Below are 20,938 nucleotides of genomic sequence, written 5' to 3'. Positions count from 1 at the left end.
CCAATGCAAGTAGCTGCGGTAGAGGCTGACAACGGTTGCGTCTGCCGTCCATGGCGGGATAAACTTAACTATGACTATTCCAATTACCACAATAACATCCGAACAGGTGCCGGCAACGGTAAGCTGCTCTAACTGTCAGGCGTGTTGTTGCCGCTTAGAAGTGATGATAATTTCTGACACCGGAGTGCCTGATCATCATATCGCAGTCGATCATTGGGGCGGTGAGACCATGTTACGGCTGGCTGATGGCTGGTGCTCTGCATTAGATCGCGACACGTATCGCTGCACGATTTATGAACAGCGGCCCTGGGTCTGCCGGGAATTTGCAATGGCGTCAGACGATTGTCTGACTGAACGAGCGGAGCATGGGCTGGATTGCTAGTTGGTGATTATCACTATTGTCGCCGGCTTTTTTTGGTTGCAAGATTGCAAAACGGTCATTTTCTGTTTAGATTGGGTAGCATAATTAGCAACAGATGGCAGGGAATAACAATGAAAAAATGGTTAGGCGCCGCAGTGGCTGCGTTGATAGTAACTGCACCTGTGCAGGCAGACACTCAGGATTATAAACTGATAACCGTAGCAGGTTATTTAAATTTCTATCTGTTGAATATTAATGCCTGTCAGGATTTTCACCCGCAGGTGCGCCAGGCTGCTTATGACGCTGAGCAAAAACTGTATCCCTGGTTAGAGAAACTGCACGCTAAACTGGGCGATGGTACACAAGTTTCTGAAATTGTTTTAAAACGCCGGGCAATGCTGAATACCCAAATAGGCGAGGGGGACTTTACCCTGGACCACTGCCAGGCCATTGTTAAAATTTTAAATGAAGATGGTTTAGATAAAACCTTGCTGGCAAATCTGGACTAATGCCGGTATAAGCGGCTACTATCGCCGTCTAAATAAAACCAGACCCAGACACTGCCGGCTTTTTGCCGGCAGTGTTGTTTCATCAGGATAATTCAGGAGCTGCGTTTGCCCCCGGCGTTGTTACGACTTAATCAGGCCGCATTAGTGATTGATGGCCAACCGATAGTAGCGCCAGTTAGCTTCAGCGCTAATAAAGGTGATTTTATTGGCATTATCGGCCCTAACGGCGCAGGTAAAAGTAGCTTGTTAAAACTGATTAATGGTACCCAGCCATTAAGCTCTGGCGATATTCTGTTGCAGCAGCGGCCCCTTAGTAAATTAACTGCCCGCCAGCGGGCCTGCAAAATAGCCAGTGTCAGCCAGGTTAGCCCACCGGTGTTTGCGCTGACGGTCTATCAGGTGGCGGCCATGGGCTTATTGCCGCATAAAGGCTGGTTTGATGGCAATACCAGCGAAGATGAACAACAGATAAAGCTGGCATTAAGCCAACTTGGCTTGCAGCACAAAGCACAGGCGTTGGTAGAAACCCTGTCGGGTGGCGAGTTGCAACGGTTATATCTGGCCCGGGCGCTGGTGCAGCAAGCCGAGCTATTGCTATTGGATGAACCTACTAACCATCTGGATGTGCTGTATCAGCATCAGATCCTGCAACTTAGCCGTGGTCTGGGTAAGACCGTGCTGGCCTGCCTGCACGACCTTAATTTAGCCTCGCGTTACTGCGATAAGATTGCGCTGCTACATCAGGGCCAACTACTGGCTTTTGGTAGCCCTGAGCAAGTGCTGACGGCAGAGCAGCTAGGTTCGGTGTTTCAGCTGCCCTGTGAAGTTAACCTGCATCCGGTTCATGGCAAGTTGCAGATTACTTTTTTTGCCGGAGGGAGCATGCTATGAAGCAGCAACTTACTCTGGGGTTGCTGGTACTGGCGTTGATGCTAAGCGGCCTGCTAAGCCTGACCATCGGCAGTGCCAGTTTAACGCTGGCTGATGTCTGGCAGGCCTTGCTGGGCAGCCAGCAAAATCCGCTGGCCAGTACTATTGTCTGGCAGGTGCGGCTGCCGCGCTTACTGTGCGCGATGTTGGTTGGTGCCGGCTTAGCGATTGCCGGTGCGGTACTGCAAAATGCCAGCCGCAACCCGTTGGCTGATCCCTATTTATTTGGCTTAATGGCGGGCGCTGGCCTCGGTGCCAGTATCGCCAGCATTTTATTGCCTCCCCATATGTTAAGCCTGGCTGTTGCCGCGTTTCTGGGGGCATTATTTGCGGTAGCGTTGGTATTTCTGGTGTGTATGGGCCGGCAATGGCGAAAAATTGAAATGACATTACTGGCCGGGGTGGCCGTGTCCTTTATGCTGAGTGCTATCAGCAGTTTTATTCTGTATTTTGCTGAACCTTTTGCTGCCAATAAAGTGATTTTCTGGCTGATGGGCAGTTTAAGTCGCACTGACTGGGGCAGCGTTGGTTTAATTGCGCCGGCGGTCAGCGTATTGTTACTGGTCGCACTGATGTTACGCCGCCAGCTTGATGCCTTGTTACTCAGCGATGAAAGCGCCCAGACGCTGGGGGTTAACCCAACCCGGTTGCGTTTTATATTGTTATTATTTACCGCACTGGTCACGGCCTGTATTGTGGCGCAGTGCGGCGGTATTGCCTTTGTCGGGCTAATGATCCCGCATCTTGTGCGCTATTTTGTCGGCGTTACCGCTGTACCCTTGTTGCTAGGTTGTACAGTTTTTGGCGCCTTATTTCTGGTCTGGATAGATAATCTGGCCCGTAGTGCCTTGCTGAACCAGGAGATCCCGCTGGGGATTATTACCTCGGTACTTGGCAGTGTGTTTTTTCTGGTAATTATGCGCCAACGCAGGAGTGCAGCTTAGCAATGACTGATAACAACGGAACAAATACCAAAGGGGTAAGTAACAACGCTGAAAATGAGCAAATCCGCCAGCAGCGGCATAAGCAGCGGCAACAAAAGTTACAACAACAAGTACAACAAGGTATTGCTAAAGCCACGGTTGAAAAAGGCCTGTTACTGGTCATTACCGGCAATGGTAAAGGTAAATCCACCTCAGGGTTTGGCACTGTTGCCCGAGCCGTTGGCCATGGTCTGAAGGCGGGCGTGGTGCAGTTTATTAAAGGCAGCTGGGAGTGTGGTGAGCGTAATTTATTAGAGCAGCATCAGGTGGAGTTTGCCGTTATGGCAACCGGTTTTACCTGGGATACCCAGGATAAAGCCGCGGATATCGCCGCAGCAGAACAGGTGTGGGCACGGGCCGAACAAATGCTGGCCGACCCGGCTATTGACCTGGTGTTGCTGGATGAACTGACCTATATGGTCAGTTATCACTACATTGAACTGGAGCAGATTGTCCGGGCACTGCAAAACCGGCCATCTGCCCAGCATGTGGTCATTACCGGCCGTTCCTGTCACCGTACGTTGATTGAAATGGCCGATACCGTCAGTGAAGTACAGGTTGTTAAACATGCCTTTGACGCCGGCATTAAAGCGCAGCGGGGCCTTGACTGGTGATTAAACCGTTATCTTTAACTTTGGTTCTTTTCGTTATGCTGGCGGCTCCGCCGGTCACAGCAGTGGCTGCTGAACCAGCAGAGGTTAAGCAACCAGATCCCGTTGCTGCCAAACGCATTATTGCGTTAGCACCGCATATTACCGAACTGCTGTATGCGATTGGTGCCGGTGAGCAGTTGGTTGCGGTCAGTGCTTACAGTGATTACCCGCCAGCTGCCGTTGAATTGCCGCAGGTAGCCAATTATGCCGGTATCAACCTTGAGGCCATTCTGGCCCTACAACCCGATCTGGTTATCGCCTGGAAAACCGGTAATGTTGCTGCCGATATCAGCCGCTTGCAGCAGTTTGGTATCAATGTCGCGTTCTCTGATCCGTTGTTAATCAGCGATATTGCAGCAGAGCTGCGTTATCTGGGGCAACTGACCGGTCATCAGCAGCAGGCCGGCGCGCTGGCAGAAAACTTTGAACAACAATTAGCGGCTATTCAGACAGAGTATAAAATGAAAGCCAGGTTGCCGGTCTTTTTCAGTATGGGCACCGAGCCGCTGACGTCAGTAGCAAACCAGGCCTGGCCAGCGCAGGCGATCCGGTTATGTGCAGCTGATAATATTATGGATGATACGCTGGGCGATTACCCGCAACCAGGCATAGAGCAGGTGTTGCAGGCGCAGCCGCAGGTAATAATTCAGGCTACGGTCGGCGCCATGCCGGCAGATACCAGTTTCTGGCAGGCGTTTCAGGTGATACCGGCGGTAGAGCGCAACCAGTTTATTACGGTTGACGCTGATTTACTGTACCGCACCAGCCCCCGCACATTGCAGGGGATTAGACAGTTGTGCCAGGGGCTGGATCGCTTTCGTTAACTGTTAATGCTGCTCATCAGAGTATTAGCCCGGCGCATTAACCGTTCAGCATTGCGTACCTGATTAGTTTTTAACAGTTCACCGGATAAGGTCAGATACTTGTCGGCCAGTTGCCGTTTTAAACCAACCAGCAAACTAAAATCAGCCGGTAGTTGACTGCTGTAATGCTCATATTGTTTGTAGATGGTGTCAGTCTCCCGCGCTGAGCGGCTGATGGTTAACTCTTCGCTCAGCTGCTCAAAGGTTTGCTGATAAAACACTGCAGCTTCCTGATGAGGGAAGGGCAGCGGAGTCTCTGTTTCTTTCGCACTGTGGTATGCCGCCATTGCTGCGACAGCTGTTTGCAGCTGTTCACCGTGCAGCAGTAACTCCCGGGTTTGTTCGCTGCCGGCGAAAACATGCTTGCCGGCTTTTATCAAAGCATGCAGAGCCTGGGCATTATGCTCACGGCTGGCATCGGCAAACGCGCTCTGGTACGCGCCGATTTCAGCCTCATCCGGTACTATGCTGTAGTTTTGATCTATCCGTTTAATATCTTCAACAATGTCATAAATATCGGTTTGTGCCGGATCAGACAGATACTGCTGGTTAACTAACAAGGTGTTCAGTTGATTTCGCAGTACATCCAGCGCGGTTTGTTTGCTACGGTTCATGCTGCTGGCAATATCTGCCAGATATAGAGAGTCGGGATACAAGCTGCGAGCCTGGATGAGTAATTGTTCAATTTGCGGGTAATCCGGGTAATTGTAACGTCGGTCACTAATTACTTTATCTATTTGTTGCTCAAAATAGGCCAGCAGCTTATCAGACTGCAAGCGCAGTAAGCCTGAACGTATTATGGGTTCGGCTGTTTCCAGGGTAGAAAATGCCTCGAGAAACTCGGCTGGTTCACTGTCTGCCAATGACAAGTAGTTATTGTGCTGTTGCTGTTGCTGCTGTTGTTGCTGTTGTAGCGTCAGCAGTTGTTGTTGCTGCTGACTGTGTATATGCCATAAACCACCCGCTGCCAGTACTGCGACACAGACTGCGGCTGCCACTGGCAAGTAGCGATGGTTCAGGGCATTTAGTAGCTGCTCAATACTGGTGTTGCGGCTGGTGCTGTCAAAGCGTAGCGCTTTTTTTAATGCCAGCCACTGCAGCGGGTTCAAATGTGCCGGTTTATTGGCCTGCTTTTGCTGCTGGGCTGCTTTGTCGGCTGGGATCCGCTCAAACGGATGTTTGCTGGTGAGTAGTTCATAGCAGATACAAGCAAAGGAAAAGGTATCATCAGCGACGGACGGTGTTTTACCGGCCAGTAAATCAATACTGGCGTACGCTGGTGTGTAACCACTTAACGCTGCTGCGGGATTGTGTTGCTCTGCAGCATAGATATCATGATTAAGTTGCAGGGTATGAGCCACACCAAAATCCAGTACTTTTAACTGACCACTGCGGTTCACCATAATATTTGCCGGTTTTAAATCAGCGTGGACGATGCCTTTGCTGTGAGCGTGTGCCAGGGCAGCGCCTAACTGGTCCAGTAATTTAATAGCAGCACTTAGCGGCAGGCCTTTCGGTTTGTAGCGTTTGATCACCTGATCCAGGCTCTCGCCATCCAGAAATTCCATTACAATAAAGTAGCGGTCCTGTTCACAGTCAACATCGAATACTCTGACGATATTGGGATGAGACAGTTGCTGGGTTCTGTGGGCCTCCTGCAACAACAATTGTAATGCTTCTGGCTGGCTGACGAACTGAGGTTGCAGGACTTTAATCGCTACCTGACTTTCAGCAACGCCAGCGTCAGCTAAAAAGGTATCCCGCGCCCGATAGACATCACTCATGCCACCAGAACCTATTTTTGATTCCAGTAGATAGCGTTGCTTTATGGTTTTGCCCGTTAAATCGCTTGCGGTTGTCGTTGTTGCGGTTGTCTGATTGGACCGGGCAAAACGGGTTTTTTCATTGTCATCAGTAAGGGGAGTTTTGGTGCTCTCAATACGAGTGACGTTTCTAATACCGGCCGCGGTATTATCAGCTGGTGTGGTTTTATCGGCGGTATCAGACATCTCGATGGTTACCTTTTTGTTTACTTCTGGCTGTAATGTGTTGCTTAACGTCCGGCTATTTTAGCTTTAGATGAAAAAACATCAAGCATAATTGCAAATATGTAAACAAGATATATATTGACTTGATTCTTTTTAGGCACTAATCTTTGCCGCTGCAACTTTTGGTAAATTAAATGTAGTTAAGTAATGCAATGCTGGCAGGGAGTGTTAAGTGAGTCAGACGGATATGTTGCTGGAACTGACGGTGTTAAGTTATCACCGCTTATCACCGCGTCAGGTTGCGGTAAAACGCTTTGACGGCAAAGGCGGGACCCTTGGCAGGGCAGAGCATGCTGACTGGCATTTACCGGATCCGGAACGGGTCGTATCCAGTATTCATGGCCAGATTAGTTATAACGCTGACAGCTTCTGGATCACGGATAACTCAACCAATGGTTTGTTTGTTAACCGCTCGGTAACCCCGCTTGGCAATGGCAAAAAGCACCTGCTGGTTGATGGCGATTTACTGTGTCTTGGCGATTATGAAATTAAAGTCGCTATTATCTCTGCTTCAGACCAGAGCGCTATCGACCCGTTGGCAAGTTCTGACGCTGGCATGTCCGGTCAGGGGCTGGCTGTCAGTGACTTAGCCATGGTTGATTATGGTAATAAAAACGGAGCAGGCCCGGCGGCGGGGAGCGTTGCGACTGGCGGGACAGCGGTTGCGGACAGTCTGGTTTGTCAGGATAACGACGTGCTGGCTCATAACGACATGATGAATGAAAGTTTTGCGCCGCCACAAAGTCTGATCCCCGATGACTGGCAACCGCAATGGCAGCAGCAAACCTTACCTGATGAACCACTTAATCTGGCAACACCAGAGATAAAGCCTGATAGCGTTAGCAGCACGCTGACGCCTTGCTCTCAAGGCCAGCAAACCAATGCCGAGCAGTGTTTACAAGCATTTCTCAGCGCGTTGAAAGTACCTGCTCCCGCAGAACAGCAATTGCGAAATCCGGCATGGTGGGGCCAGTTAGGCGAAGCATTGCAAGCCTCGTTACATGGCGTTATTGATGTGATGCGCTCGCGTTCAGAGATGAAAAATACTCTGCGGGTAAACCAGACTACCTTTCAGCAGCGGGAAAACAATCCGCTGAAGTTTTCTGCCAGCGTCAGTGAAGCGTTTCACAATTTATTTAACCACAACGCCAGCAGCTTTATGGGGCCGCGCCAGGCCATTACCGCAGCTTTTGCCGATATCAGTCAACATGAGGCCGCTATTGTCGCAGGAGCTGCTGGCGCCATGCAGGGTTTATTGACCCAGCTGACCCCTGAACTGATTGAGCAGCGGGATTTTGGTAGCAGTTTTATTGATAAGGTGAACCCGGCCCAACGTTACAGCCGCTACTGGAGTTTATATCAGGTGTTACATCAGGAATTACTCTCTGAGGTAACGCGCACTGCAAAGGGCGGGGTAAATGATGACTTTATCCATGCCTATGAAAACTATTTAGCTAACCCGGCTAAAAATAACAGAAAATGACAGATCAATGGAGTTGTCACTTATGAAACGGATCTACCTGCTGGTATTCGTCATGTTAACTGTAACCTTGTTAGCTGGCTGTCAGGCTGTCTATTCAACTTTTCCACCTTCAACCACCCTGCATTTCAGAGTGGCTGAGGATATTAACCCTGATGCTGACGAGCGGCCGTCACCGGTGATTATCAGAGTGTACGAGCTGGCATCAAAAACGGTATTTGAAAACCAGGATTTTTTTGCATTGTATGATGACCCTGAGCAGACTCTGCGCACCGATTTACTGAAAATTGATGAACTGGTATTCGAGCCAGGCCAGCGTACCGAATACAAAATGGCGCTATTACCGACCACCAAGGCAGTCGCGGTGATTGCTGCTTATCGTGATATTGAAGGCGCGCGCTGGCGTGCTGTTGTTGACGTAAAGCCAACCGGTTATGACGACTTTTACGTCTATGTAGATAAGCTGGCAGTGTATATCCGTGAACACGATTTGGAGCGGCCAGTCCGCTAACAGCGGCAGTTTGCTCGGAGTAATAAGCTAATGAGTGAATTCAGTAAAGTTGCCTGGTCAGAGGGCATGTTTTTACGGCCGCAACACTTTCAGCAACAAGAGCGTCATTTGCAGTACAGTCAGCAAAGCAGGGTGTCGCAGCTGGCGTCATTTTGCTGGGGCGTCTATGACTACCAACTGGACAGTCATTGTTTAAAGTTCAGTCAGTTTGGTTTAACCAGCCTGCGCGGTATTTTACCTGACGGTACCTTGCTTGAGTTACCAGAGGTTGAACCCTTACCTGCGCCCCTTAGCATTGCCAAGGGCTGTCGCGACCAGCAGGTATTTTTGTGTCTGGCCGTGGATAAGGTCAATGGTCTTAATATTGCAGAGCAGCAAAGCAACCAGATAACCCGTTTTCAGTTTGCAGATCACAACCTTACTGATACCAGTTTAGCTGAAGCTACGGTTGAGACGCTGCAATTAGCCAGGCTGCGGTTGATATTAAAGCTGGAGAGTGATGACCGAAGTGGCTTTGTTGGTTTTGCCATCGCCAGAGTAAAAGAAGTGACGGATCAGGGCGAAGTTAAACTGGATGATAAGTTCATTCCGCCTGTGCTTAATGTGCAACGAAATCCAACCTTAAAAGCACTGATTAACGAGTCTTTAGGTATGCTCAATCAGCGGGCGCAGGCATTAAGCGGCCGGATAAGCAAAGGCCAGGGAACCAGCAGCTCTATTGCCGACTTTCTGATGTTGCAGGTGCTTAATCGTTATGAGCCGCTGTTAAAACACTGGCAACAAGTTGATGGCAGTAATCCACTGAGCTTTTATCAATTGATGGTAAGCATGCTGGGAGAGCTGGCAACCTTTACCAGCAAGGAGAAAAGGCCGCCTGAATTCCCGGCTTATATTCATGACGACCTGACCATGGTTTTTGGTAACCTGGCGGTCATTATGAACCAGACACTGAGTGTGGTGTTGGAGCAAACTGCCCAGGCACTGCCACTGGAGCAAGCAAAGTTTGGCATTCTGGTATCACCACTGACCGATAAAACCCTGTTGGAATACGCCCAGTTTGTATTGGCGGTCAGTGCTGATTTGCCCGCGGAAGATATTCGCAAACATTTACCTGCCAGACTGAAAATCGGCCCGGTTGAGCATATCCGTGAATTGGTGAACAACCAGTTACCCGGCATAGCGGTGACCGGTTTGCCGGTCGCGCCAAGGCAAGTGCCATATCACGCCGGTTACCACTATTTCCAGCTGGATAAAAGCAGCATTTACTGGCAGCGGCTGGCGAACAGCGGCGCCCTTGCTTTACATTTATCGGGTAACTATCCCGGATTAAAGCTGGAACTCTGGGCGATTAAAGCCTGATTAACAGGGATAGAAGGCAATGTCTGATCAAACCATTATGAAACCCCGGCCAGGTGGTCGCAGCAGCCGGCCTGAGGTCAGCCCCGCCATACCTGTGCAACCTGCCGCCCCGGGCAGCGCCAGTGTAGACCATGATAAAACCCGGATTGCCACCGGTAATCGCAGTATTGCTGCGGGGCAGGGGCCGCAAACGTTATCTGTCAGTGATAACGTGTTAGTAGACGAAGCTGCGGTGTTGTTTTCGCTGGTGGCGCCAATTCGCAGTACTGCCAGTCACACTGATGTAAATGGCTTGAAAAAACAGTGCGTTAATCTGATTACCCAGTATGAACAACGCTTGCGTAGCAAAGGCATAGCAGCTGAGGTTATTGAGCAGGCCCGCTATACCTTGTGCTGTTTTATTGATGAAATTGTACTGAATACCAGCTGGGGGGGGAACAGTGACTGGGCGACTGAGAGTCTGTTGTCTACCTTTCACAATGAAACCTTTGGTGGTGAATACTTTTTTACCCTGCTGGAAAACGCGATTAACCACAGTGGCCATAACCTGATGCTGCTGGAGTTGCAGTACTTATGTTTGTCTTTTGGTTTTGTTGGCAAAATGCGGGTTGAAGATCGCGGTTTCGAAAAGCTGGAGCTTATTAAAGACCGGGCTTATAAGTCCATTCGTAGCCAACGAGGTGAACCTGCGCGGGAATTGTCTCCAAAATGGCAAAGTGATGTGGTGCAGTCGGGGGCACTGGAGACCAAACTGCCGCTATGGGTGTTGTGTTCAGTGGTAGCAGCATTGCTGCTTGGCGTTTATATGTATCTTAATTACCAGGTTAATAATTACTCTGATCAGGTACACCGCGACTTGAACGCACTGGTGAGCTGGCAACCCGACACGGTATCAGGTCAGAGTGGCCAAATTCATCAGCAAGCGGTCCGCTTACAGCAACTGTTGCAAACCGAAATTCGCCGCGACATGTTGCAGGTTATTGAGCTGCCAGACCGGGTACGGATCCGGGTTGGTTTACATCATTTATTCACACCGGGTGGTGTAGCAATAAATGAAAGCTTTCAGCCGGTTATCAGCAAAATTGCCCGCGCGCTGGAAGGAACTGATGGCCGTATTCTGATTACCGGCTTCACTGATGACTTGCCAATTTTTACCAGCAAATACCCGTCGAACTGGCACTTGTCGCTGGCCAGAGCCAATGCCATGGCTGATACGCTGGCAAGCGGTGGTCAGCTGCATGGTCGGTTGTGGCCGGAAGGACGAGGTGAGGCCGATCCGATAGCGCCAAACGATTCCGCTGAGAACCGGGCCCTGAACCGGCGTGTTGAAATAGACTTGTTAGAGCAATAACGTGGTGCAAGGATTAGATTTATGAAAATTAAAGGATTTTTTCAATCATTACGTCGTGTTCTGACCGCCGGTTGGGTTATTACCTTGCTGGGACTAACTGCGCTGGCACTGTTGATCTGGTTTGGTGGCCCGTTAGTGGCTATTGCCGGCGTGGAACCGCTTGCCAGCAGTACTGCCAGGTTGGTGACCTTACTAGTGATTGCATTAATTTGGGGGGCCAGCCATTACATTCGTGGTATGCGGGAAGACCGCTCAAACAAACAGGCAGTAGATACCTTACTCAATGGCGATGAACATCAGCAGCAGGATGCCATGGCCAAACGGGATATTGAAATACTGCGCAGCCGGATGCAAAAAGCGCTGGATATTTTAAAGCATGCCCGTTTTAGCAAAGCGCGCGACATATACCAGCTGCCCTGGTATATGCTGATTGGTCCGCCGGGCTCCGGCAAAACCACCGCCTTGCAACAGTCCGGGCTGGAGTTTCCATTAAAAGAACAGATGGGTGTCGACGCCATAGAAGGCATTGGTGGTACCCGGCAGTGTGACTGGTGGTTTACTGATCAGGCGGTATTAATCGATACTGCAGGGCGATATACCACACAGGACAGCCACGCCCAGCAGGATGCCACCGCCTGGCAGGGCTTTCTGGGGTTGTTACGAAAGCACCGGCCACGCCGGCCAATAAACGGGGTGATTGTATTTGTCAGCCTGGCTGACTTACTGAATCAAACCCGGACTGAGCGTAACTTACACGCCAGAGCGATAAAGCAACGGGTGCAGGAGTTACAGAACCAGCTTGGCATGAGTTTTCCGGTTTATGTGATGTTCACCAAAGCCGATTTAATTGCCGGTTTCTCCGAGTTCTTTGATGATTTAGCACCAGAGGACCGGGAACAGGTGTGGGGAACCACCTTTGCGCTGACAGCAGAAAATGAAGAAAAAGGTGTCGTTGCCCAGTTTAATAAAGAGTTTCACGCGATTATTAACCGGCTGCATCAACGATTATATAGCCGGCTGCAAACTGAACGCGAGCAACAGAGCCGGGCAGCAATCTATGAATTCCCCCGCCAGCTGAGGTTAATTCAAAGCGCGGCAGATGATTTCTTAAAAGAAATCTTTGCGCCAAATCCGTTCGAGAAAGCGACTATGTTGCGCGGGGTCTATATTGCCAGCGCCACCCAGCAAGGCCAGCCGATAGATCGGGTAGTGGCCCAGCTTGGTGGCAATTTTGGCCTGGCTGAACCGCCGCTGCGCCGTCATACCGGAGAAGGTAAAAGTTTCTTCCTGAAACGATTTTTTGAGCAAATTGTTATACCTGAGCGTGAACTGGCATCGGTTAATCTGCAGCATAAAACTAAACATCGCTGGATCAGGCACGGTACCCTGGCCGCTGCGGCAGTAGCGTCGGTCTGGTTACTCAGTGCCTGGACGTCCAGTTACAACTGGAACCGGCAGCTGGTAGATGAGGTTGCAGTTTCGTTGCAGCACTACCAGAGCCTTGAGCAAGAACAAGCTCAGCAATCAATGCTGCAGCTGAACGAACAACTCAATGTGTTGCGGGATATGCCAGCAGGCTATGCCGGATTACTACCTGCTGATGGCCCGAAAAACCTCGGACTTTATCAGGGTGATAAGCTGGGGCAATCTGCTAAAACTGCTTATCAGCGTGCACTGTATGCCGATTTTGTGCCGTTTATACTGCAAAGTTTAATTACGGAAATGCAGCAGCATGCCGAGCATCGTGATTACTTATATGAAACGTTAAAAACGTACCTGATGATTTTCCAGCCGGCGCAGTTTGAATCAGAGCAGGTGCAGGCATGGTTTGCTCAGTACACCGAACGTATGTTACCAGCCGAGATTAATCAGCCGCTTAGAATGTCACTGCAAAGCCACCTGGATGCCCTGTTGCAGGCCGGTATTCAGGGCGCCAGTTATGATGAAAAGGTGGTGGCTGCTACCCGCGACTTATTGATGACAGTGCCGCTGGCCGAACGTGCTTATCAGCGGATCCGCACTGAACTGATGGAGAGTCATATACCTGATTTTCGGTTGTCTGATGTACTGGCGACTGACAGTGTCACCTTATTCAGCAGACGCAGCGGTAAACCATTGCGTCAGGGGATCCCGGGTTTATATACCTATCAGGGTTTTCATGGCGTGTTTAATATTGAAAAGCGTCGGATCATTCGCCAGTTAATGGCTGACAGCTGGGTGTATGGTGATGACATGGAAGGCAACAGCGAGCAAAGCACCCCTGATTTGTCTGCTCAGGTAACCATGCGCTATATGCGGGACTATGTCTACTTATGGCAAGAGTTGTTAAATGACATCGAACTGCAGCCTATTACAAATGTAGAGCAGGGCCTGGCCCAGACCAAGATCCTGGCAGGGCCTGAGCAACCGATTCAGAATATTATTAAAGCCGCACAACAGAACCTGAGGTTAACCCAGTTACCCGAGTCTGCTGAACTGGATATGGCAGCCGATGTTGCCGGCAAAGTGGCAAAAACCCAGTTTTCCAGCCAAACCACCAGGTTAAACCGGGTGCTGCCGGATGAGATGCCAGATGTCAGCCGCAGCTTACCCGGCAAGGAAGTGGAGGCCGCATTTTCGGCGCTGCTGGCAATTGAACCGACCCAACTGGAGCAGATTGGCCAGACCACACGGCGCTACTATGAGTATCTGGAGCGGTTATATGTGCCGGGTGGCAGGGCACGGCAAGCTTATGCCAACCAGCTGAACTCACAGGAAGGTAATGAACTGAATGTCGCGCTGCGCCGGTTACGCAGTGAAGTGCCGGCACCGTTCAGTACCTGGCTGGGTAATATTTCCAGCGACACCGCGCAGCTATTTGCCAGTGGCAGCCGCCAGCATATAAATGAAGCCTGGCAAGGTAAAGTATTAGCTGAATACCGCGGTGCGATTGCCGGGCGCTATCCGTTAGACCGGCGGGCCAACGAGGATATTAAACTACGGGATTTTGAGCGGTTCTTTGGTTATGGCGGCACACTGGACGCCTTTTTCAAAGACTACTTAAGCCCCTTTGTGAATACCAGCCGCACCAACTGGACCTTTAAAAAAGATATTGGCCTGGATGCCGGTGTGCTGAAAACCTTCCAGCGAGCCCAGCGTATTCGCAGCACCTTCTTTGAAGAGGGCAGTCAGAAGTTAAAAGTAGGCTTTAGCTTAAAACCACTATTCCTGGACCGGCACATTACCCATCTGATGCTCGATATAGACGGTCAGGAACTGTCATACCGGCATGGCCCAACCCGTTCCAGCCAGTTCTACTGGCCGGGAGATCGCAATAAGCTGCAAACCCGATTGGTGTTTACCCCGGCAAATGCAGGTTTGTCTGCCAATGCCAGCTATGAAGGGGAGTGGTCCTGGTTTCGCTTACTGGACGAACTGACCCGGGAGCGGCCACAAACCCGCACCGACAAAGTGCTGCATCTGGCGGTACAGGGCAATAAAGCACGGCTGGAATTAGTACCCGATACGGTAAACACCCCGTTCTGGAGCAACGAGCTGGAGGCCTTTTCATGTCCGGCCAGTCTGTAGTAAAAAGCGCGGCGGTGCAGCTTGGGATCTGTGGCAAGGTTGCCAGCCAGGGGGACTTTCTGGCCCAGAGCCTGGAGGTGGCATTTGTTGATAGCTGGAATGAATGGTTGCAAGCCGTGCTGGCGGTTAGCCGTGAGCAACTGGGTGCAGCCTGGCTGGAAACCTATTTAACCAGCCCGATATGGCATTTTGCGTTATCACCCGGGGTGTGCAGCGATCAGGCGATGGCAGGTACCCTGATGCCTTCCGTTGACCAGGTTGGCCGTCATTATCCCTTTACCCTGGCCGCTGAACTGGCAGTGACACCGGTGCAGGCATGGCAGGAAAGTGACTGGTGTGACAGCCTGGAGCAGCAGGCTCTGGCCACATTAGATGAAGGCTTTAATTTGCAGCACTGGTTGTCAGAACTGGACACGCTGCCAATAGCCTGGCCTGAGGCAAAACGGCTTGCGGTCAGCCAGAGTAACAACGAAGCGATTCGTCAGGCCTGGACCATAAGTGCAAATCAGCAATTGGATAGCCTGGCGCTGTTACACCAAAGTTATCTGCAACAATTTCCCCGGTATTGCCTCTGGTGGACCTCAGGGTCTGAGCACATCGCGCCCTGCTTGCTGGTGACATCTGGGTTACCGCAGGTAAGCCAGTATGCAGCTATGCTCGATGGCGACTGGTCCCGCTGGAACTGGCAGCAAAAACATATTCAATATTAATCCGGACGGTTTCAGTTCTATGCAAATTGCATTTCATGCGCAAAGCCATAAAGGCCTGGTAAGAAAACTTAACGAAGACGCCTGCCTGGCGCTACCCGAGGCCGGAGTTTGGGCAGTGGCTGATGGCATGGGGGGGCATGCTGCTGGTGATGTCGCCAGCCAGATGGTTATGGATATGTTAAAAACTCTGGTGGACAGTGCCGGCAAGGCACTAAGTCCGGCCATGTTAAGTCAGGCGCTGCAAAATGCCAATAAGGCGCTGGTGCAATACAGTCAGCAGCAGTTACTTGGTTCGATGGCGGGCTCGACGGTGGTAGTCCTGTTTATTCAGCAGGACCGCTACCATTTATTGTGGGCTGGTGACAGTCGCTGCTATTTACTTCGTAATAATACACTCCAGCAGCTAAGTCATGATCACAGCCAGGTAAATGAAATGGTCGCTCAGGGCTTACTGGCAGCAAGTGAGGCAGAAAGCCACGAACTGGCTAACGTTATTACCCGGGCGGTGGGGGTGGATACCGAGCTGGAGGTCGCTGTCTGCGCAGATGAATGTCTACCAGGTGATTTGTTTTTGCTGTGCACTGATGGTTTAACAAAAGAGCTGCCAGATCATGAAATTCATCAGTATTTACAACATGATGATATTGCTGATGCCAGCAAAGCTTTGTTGCATTCTACGTTGGTAGCGGGCGCAAAAGACAATGTCACCAGTATCCTGGTTAAGTTGCAAAGTATAAGTAATGTTAATTTAAATGATAAAACCATACCGTTAAACTTGAAAAATGTATAAATATAGTTTGCATTGTTGTTATTTGGTGAACTATAAAGTAACATATTTTGCTGTTAGTAGATTTAATGGTTAATTGTGATGGATCGCAGTGAATTAATAGATTTCGAGTTGTTAACTAAACCCGTGGCGGCGCAAGCAGTGGCGGGTATCGATCCACGTAGCGATATTTCACCTACCTCGCAGTATTACAGCTTAAAAGACGTACGAAGTCAGGCTCGTGCCAACGAGCGGGCTATGCTATTTGAAGATGATGATTTTCAATCACTGGTGCTGGACTGGCGCCCGCTGGCTCAGGCCCTGCCAGCTATTCTGACAAACCAAAGTAAAGATCTTGAGTATGCCGCCTGGCTGATTGAAGCCTGGTGCCGGACTGAAGGCTTCGCTGGTTTGGCAGCCGGATTCAAAGCGACCCGGTTGTTGATTGAGCATTTCTGGCCGGATCTCTACCCCTTGCCAGATGATGAAGGCATGGAAGCACGGATTGCACCGCTAATTGGCCTGAACGGCTATGAAGGCGACGGCGCGCTTATTACCCCAATCCTCAGTATTCCGCTGACCGAAGTGACCTCCGTGGGTTGTTTTGCCTGCTGGCAATATGTCAGGGCAGCGGAGTTATCCAGAAAAGATGAGACAAAGCAGAAGCAACGGGCTGATGCCGGTATTGCCAGTCTGGAACAAATTCAACAAGCGGTGCAGGAAACACCGGCAGGATTTTATCAGCAGCTTTGCAGTGATATTCAGTCAGCGATTGCTGAATTTAAATTACTGTCTGATGCCATGGACGCGGCGATGGCCGGTGAGCCCCAGCCAACAACCGCTATTAGCAAAGCCATGCAAAAATGCCTTGATGCTGTGACGTATCTGGCGGCAGACAAGCTGAAAGTAGCGGACGACAGCCCGGCAGAAGCCAGTGCTGAAGGTACTACTGCCAATCTTAATCCCGCTAGTGTCGATGAGCAGTTGCAGTCCAGACAGCAGGTTATTCGCTCATTGCAGCATGCTGTCGAGTTTTTTCGTAAGACCGAACCTCATTCGCCAATGTCGTATGCGCTTGAGCAGGTGATCCGCTGGAGTGATCTCACTTTACCGGAGCTGTTGCAGGAGTTGATTGACGATAGTAATACCCGAAACAGTTATTTTCGTCTGGCGGGGATACCGCAGACTAAGTAGTGCAACCGGCCAGCGTTGCCTGCGCGGCCACGACAGACAAATATTAGGAGAGAGTAAATGGAAAGTATTCACAGCAAGTTGTCACGGGTGCGCAAACCCAGAGTCCACATTACTTATGATGTAGAGACTGAAGGTAACGCCGTCAAAAAAGAACTGCCTTTTGTCGTTGGCGTGATGGGAGATTTTGCCGGCCACAATACTCAGGCGTTAAAGCCACTTAAAGATCGTCGGTTTGTCCAGATTGACCGGGATAATTTTGACGAAGTGTTAAAGCGGATGAACCCGAAGCTTAATTTTAAAGTGGAAAACAAGCTGGCCGGTGATGGCAGTGAGTTTGCGGTGGATCTGGAATTTAAATCGATGCAGGACTTTGAACCCGCGGCTATTGTCCGTCAGGTTGAGCCGCTGGAAAAGCTTATGGCTACCCGCAATAAACTGCGCGATTTAATGACTAAAATCGACCGCTCTGAAGATCTGGAAAATATTCTGGAACGGGTACTTAACAGTGATGCTGACCTGCAACAGCTGGCGCAGGAACTGAATTTAGAGGATAAATAAAATGAGTACGGAAGCCTTAGCACAAAGCCATGACAGCAGCAGCACCGAGTTAGCATCGCTCCTGGATCAGGCAATTGGCGCCACCAAGCAAACAGATGCTTCACGCGCTGAAGAGTTAATTCGCACCCTGACTGAAGAAGCCATGAGCGGCACGGTTAGCTGGAATAAAAACCTGACCGTTACCTTTAACGAGGCCATTAACCGGCTGGATACCCTGATTTCTGATCAACTGGCAGCCATTATGCACGCTGAAGACTTTCAGAAGTTAGAAGGTAGCTGGCGTGGTCTGAATCATCTGGTCACCAACTCTGAGACCGGTAGCTCATTAAAGATCCGCATGATCAGTATGAGCAAAAAAGAGCTGTACAAAGATTTAAGTAAAGCGGTGGAGTTCGACCAGAGCCAGACCTTTAAGAAAGTCTATGAAACAGAATTCGGCACCCCGGGTGGCGAGCCCTATGGCGCGATAATCGGTGATTATGAGTTTACTAATCATCCGGAAGACATTGAAACGCTGACCTATATGTCAAATGTCTCTGCTGCCGGTTTTTGCCCGTTCTTATCGAGTGCTTCACCAGCACTGTTTGGTTTTGATGAATGGACAGAGCTTTCCAAGCCACGCGATTTAGAGAAGATTTTTGAGTCACTGGAATATACCAAATGGCGCTCGTTCCGGGACAGTGATGATTCCCGCTTTGTTACCCTGAGCATGCCACGGGTGTTGGCACGACTGCCCTATGGTAGCTCTACCGCACCGGTAGAAGAATTCGGCTATGAAGAGTTCGAATTAGATGCGCAAAAAGCCGTGGCGAAAAACACCAACCACAACCACTATTGCTGGATGAATGCCGCTTATGTGCTGGGCAGCCGGTTGACTAACGCCTTTGCCCAATACGGCTTTTGTACTGCTATTCGTGGTGCAGAAGGCGGTGGTAAGGTTGAAGGCTTACCGTCACATATCTTTATGAGTGATGATGGTGACCCGGACTTAAAATGCCCGACTGAAATTGGCATTACCGATCGGCGTGAAGCAGAGCTTGGCAAAATGGGCTTTTTACCGCTGTGTCATTATAAAAATACCGATTACGCAGTGTTTTTTGGCGCGCAAACAGCGCAGAAGCCGAAAAAATATGAGAGCCCGGAAGCCACTGCCAATGCGGCCATTTCTGCCCGCTTGCCTTATTTAATGGCAACGTCACGTTTTGCTCACTACTTAAAAGTTCTGGCCCGCGACAAGATCGGCAGCTTTATGGAAGCAGAAGATGTCGAAGTGTGGTTAAACCGCTGGATCCTGACTTACGTCAACGCCTCTGAAGGCAGTGGTCAGGAAGTACGGGCCCGTTATCCGCTGGCGGATGCCAAGGTCCAGGTTCGTGAGATCCCGGGACGGCCTGGTTCTTACAATGCGGTGGCCTGGTTACGGCCGTGGCTGCAACTGGAAGAGCTGTCTACGTCGTTACGTTTAGTCGCTAAAATTCCGGAAATGGGCAGCTAAGCCAGCATCAGCTGCGAGTGCGCAGTTGGTTATCAGAAGTAAGGACGGACAAGTCATGGTTGACGCAGTTAATTTTGTTGCCGATACGGTCTTTGATATTGCAGAAGACAACAGGCCTTGTCCGTCTTATGCCAGCTTTGAGCGCAAAGGGCTACTCAGCCGGTTTTTACGTGAGGCAGATCCGTTAAAAGCGGTGCTGTTCTGGCTGCAACATATAGAAAGCCGTCCCTGTGTCGGGGTAGCGTTTGTAACGCCAATTCTGGGGCGGGCTATCGCGGAAATTGACAGCCTGATTAACCAGCAGCTCAATACTATTTTGCATCATCCTATGCTGCAGGAGCTCGAAGCCAGCTGGCGCGGTTTACTGTATTTAACCGAGCAGGCAGAGCGCTTCGACCGTGAGCAGAAAGTAAAAGTGAAATTAATTTCTCTGTCCTGGCCGGAGCTTAGTAAGGATATTAACCGGGCTATTGATTTTGACCAGAGTGATTTTTTCAAACTGATTTACGACAACGAATTTGATATGGCCGGCGGTGAGCCTTTTGGCGTATTGATTGGCGATTATCAAATCAGTCATAAGATCCGCCGCGGCCAGAGCATTAACGACCTTGATACCTTAAAAGAGGTTGCCCGCACCGCCGCAGCGGCATTTGCACCTTTTATAACCGCGGCTCATCCATCGCTGTTTGGTGTCGATCATTTTTCAGAGCTTGGCCAGGTGGCGGATATCGCCAGCCAGTTTAAACAGCCGGAATATGTAAAGTGGCGGGCGCTGCGCAATATGGAAGATGCTCGTTTTTTAGGTTTGGTACTACCTCAGGTGCTGATGCGGCCGCCCTACAAAGATGATGGCAGTCGCAGTGAAGGCTTTGTATTTAAAGAGCAGTTTAACCGGCCGCAACGTGATTATTTATGGGGTAATGCGGCCTGGGCGTTTGCCGGAGTATTGGTGCGGGCGTACAGCGAATCGGGCTGGTTCGGCCAAATCCGTGGCATGAAAGCCGGCCATTATAATTTTGGTCTGGTGACTCATTTGCCCGTCAGCCAGTATGAAACTGAAAAATATCAGCCATTTAATAAACCGTCAGTAAATTTACTGGTGGGTCATCGCTTTGAAGCCGCGCTATCAGATGCCGGTTTTGTGCCGCTGTCGGCAGTGCCTTACAGCGATTTTTATGCGTTTTACAACAATGCTTCTGTGCAGGAAGCGAAAGCCTACGATAAAACCTTATCCACTGTTAACGCCCGCTTGTCTGCCATGTTGCAGTACATCTTATGTGTGGCCCGTTTTGCTCATTACATCAAAGTGATTGGTCGCGATAAGGTCGGCGGATATGTCTCAGCTGAGGAGTGTGAGCAGGAATTACAACGCTGGCTGCACAACTATACCACGGCTTCCGAGGATGCGTCTTATGAAGTCAGAGCGCGCCGGCCACTGCGGGAAGCGCGGATAAAAGTGAAAGAGAAGCGGGGGCAGCCGGGCCGCTATTATTCGGTGATCCAGTTGCAGCCGCACTTTCAGCTGGATCAGATGGTGACATCAGTAAAATTAGTCGCGGAGTTGTCTCCGAAACAAAAGGCGTCTGCCTGAGGGATCTTT

At 50.3% G+C, this 20,938-nt stretch carries 18 protein-coding genes; 17 read left to right on the top strand and 1 reads right to left on the bottom strand.

Features of this window, described 5'->3' with window-relative positions:
• Nucleotides 1-70: 70 nt before the first annotated feature.
• From CRO03_RS01460 to CRO03_RS01435, 6 genes are all read left to right on the top strand, one after another.
• Complete coding sequence (locus CRO03_RS01460; protein ID WP_097109797.1) at nt 71-382, top strand: YkgJ family cysteine cluster protein; 312 nt, start codon at nt 71-73, stop codon at nt 380-382.
• 110 nt (nt 383-492) lie between these two features.
• Nucleotides 493-870 carry a hypothetical protein gene (locus tag CRO03_RS01455; protein ID WP_097109796.1) on the top strand — a complete coding sequence of 126 codons (378 nt, stop codon included), beginning with the start codon at nt 493-495 and terminating at the stop codon, nt 868-870.
• 105 nt (nt 871-975) lie between these two features.
• The gene (locus CRO03_RS01450; protein WP_097109795.1) at nt 976-1,761 is read left to right on the top strand and encodes an ABC transporter ATP-binding protein; all 786 of its coding nucleotides are present in this window, start codon (nt 976-978) and stop codon (nt 1,759-1,761) included.
• Nucleotides 1,758-2,744, top strand: a complete 987-nt coding sequence (locus tag CRO03_RS01445) for a FecCD family ABC transporter permease (protein ID WP_097109794.1) — start codon at nt 1,758-1,760, stop codon at nt 2,742-2,744. The genes CRO03_RS01450 and CRO03_RS01445 overlap by 4 nt, the downstream gene beginning before the upstream one ends.
• A 2-nt stretch (nt 2,745-2,746) precedes the next feature.
• The gene (gene cobO / locus CRO03_RS01440) at nt 2,747-3,397 is read left to right on the top strand and encodes a cob(I)yrinic acid a,c-diamide adenosyltransferase (protein WP_097109793.1); all 651 of its coding nucleotides are present in this window, start codon (nt 2,747-2,749) and stop codon (nt 3,395-3,397) included.
• 62 nt (nt 3,398-3,459) lie between these two features.
• Complete coding sequence (locus CRO03_RS01435) at nt 3,460-4,260, top strand: cobalamin-binding protein (RefSeq protein ID WP_245861381.1); 801 nt, start codon at nt 3,460-3,462, stop codon at nt 4,258-4,260.
• On the opposite strand, the gene CRO03_RS01430 is transcribed toward CRO03_RS01435, so the two are convergent.
• Complete coding sequence (locus CRO03_RS01430) at nt 4,257-6,308, bottom strand: serine/threonine-protein kinase (RefSeq protein ID WP_097109791.1); 2,052 nt, start codon at nt 6,306-6,308, stop codon at nt 4,257-4,259. The genes CRO03_RS01435 and CRO03_RS01430 overlap by 4 nt on opposite strands.
• A gap of 211 nt (nt 6,309-6,519) precedes the next feature.
• Between CRO03_RS01430 and tagH the strand changes: the two genes are divergently transcribed.
• From tagH to tssC (CRO03_RS01375), 11 genes are all read left to right on the top strand, one after another.
• Nucleotides 6,520-7,830, top strand: a complete 1,311-nt coding sequence (gene tagH, locus CRO03_RS01425) for a type VI secretion system-associated FHA domain protein TagH (protein ID WP_141397715.1) — start codon at nt 6,520-6,522, stop codon at nt 7,828-7,830.
• A 22-nt stretch (nt 7,831-7,852) separates the two neighbouring features.
• Nucleotides 7,853-8,338, top strand: coding sequence for a type VI secretion system lipoprotein TssJ (gene tssJ / locus CRO03_RS01420; protein WP_097109789.1), 486 nt, complete (start codon nt 7,853-7,855; stop codon nt 8,336-8,338).
• A 30-nt stretch (nt 8,339-8,368) separates the two neighbouring features.
• Entirely contained in the window at nt 8,369-9,697 is a 1,329-nt protein-coding gene (gene tssK / locus CRO03_RS01415) for a type VI secretion system baseplate subunit TssK (protein ID WP_097109788.1), read from the top strand.
• Between the two features lie 19 nt (nt 9,698-9,716).
• Nucleotides 9,717-11,048: a type VI secretion system protein TssL, long form gene (gene tssL, locus CRO03_RS01410; RefSeq protein ID WP_097109787.1), complete on the top strand. Its 1,332-nt coding sequence runs from the start codon at nt 9,717-9,719 to the stop codon at nt 11,046-11,048.
• Nucleotides 11,049-11,069: 21 nt separating this feature from the next.
• Complete coding sequence (gene tssM / locus CRO03_RS01405; protein WP_097109786.1) at nt 11,070-14,615, top strand: type VI secretion system membrane subunit TssM; 3,546 nt, start codon at nt 11,070-11,072, stop codon at nt 14,613-14,615.
• Nucleotides 14,597-15,325 (top strand): type VI secretion system-associated protein TagF, encoded by a 729-nt coding sequence (tagF, locus tag CRO03_RS01400; RefSeq protein ID WP_097109785.1) that lies wholly within the window; start codon nt 14,597-14,599, stop codon nt 15,323-15,325. Before tssM ends, tagF begins: the two co-directional genes overlap by 19 nt.
• A 19-nt stretch (nt 15,326-15,344) precedes the next feature.
• A complete protein-coding gene (locus tag CRO03_RS01395; protein ID WP_097110350.1) occupies nt 15,345-16,115 on the top strand; it encodes a PP2C family protein-serine/threonine phosphatase in 771 nt (256 codons plus the stop codon).
• Nucleotides 16,116-16,193: 78 nt separating this feature from the next.
• The gene (tssA, locus tag CRO03_RS01390) at nt 16,194-17,285 is read left to right on the top strand and encodes a type VI secretion system protein TssA (protein ID WP_097109784.1); all 1,092 of its coding nucleotides are present in this window, start codon (nt 16,194-16,196) and stop codon (nt 17,283-17,285) included.
• Nucleotides 17,286-17,342: 57 nt separating this feature from the next.
• Nucleotides 17,343-17,843, top strand: coding sequence for a type VI secretion system contractile sheath small subunit (gene tssB, locus CRO03_RS01385; RefSeq protein ID WP_097109783.1), 501 nt, complete (start codon nt 17,343-17,345; stop codon nt 17,841-17,843).
• 1 nt (nt 17,844) lies between these two features.
• On the top strand, nt 17,845-19,338 hold the full coding sequence (gene tssC / locus CRO03_RS01380) for a type VI secretion system contractile sheath large subunit (RefSeq protein ID WP_097109782.1): 1,494 nt from the start codon (nt 17,845-17,847) through the stop codon (nt 19,336-19,338).
• 55 nt (nt 19,339-19,393) lie between these two features.
• Nucleotides 19,394-20,929 carry a type VI secretion system contractile sheath large subunit gene (gene tssC, locus CRO03_RS01375; protein WP_097109781.1) on the top strand — a complete coding sequence of 512 codons (1,536 nt, stop codon included), beginning with the start codon at nt 19,394-19,396 and terminating at the stop codon, nt 20,927-20,929.
• Nucleotides 20,930-20,938: the final 9 nt, after the last annotated feature.

The sequence above is a fragment of the Arsukibacterium tuosuense genome (genome assembly GCF_900215315.1).
In the GTDB taxonomy this organism is placed as follows: domain Bacteria; phylum Pseudomonadota; class Gammaproteobacteria; order Enterobacterales; family Alteromonadaceae; genus Alishewanella; species Alishewanella tuosuense.
Note: the sequence above shows the minus strand (reverse complement) of the source record. Positions and strands in the feature narration are given on the sequence as shown.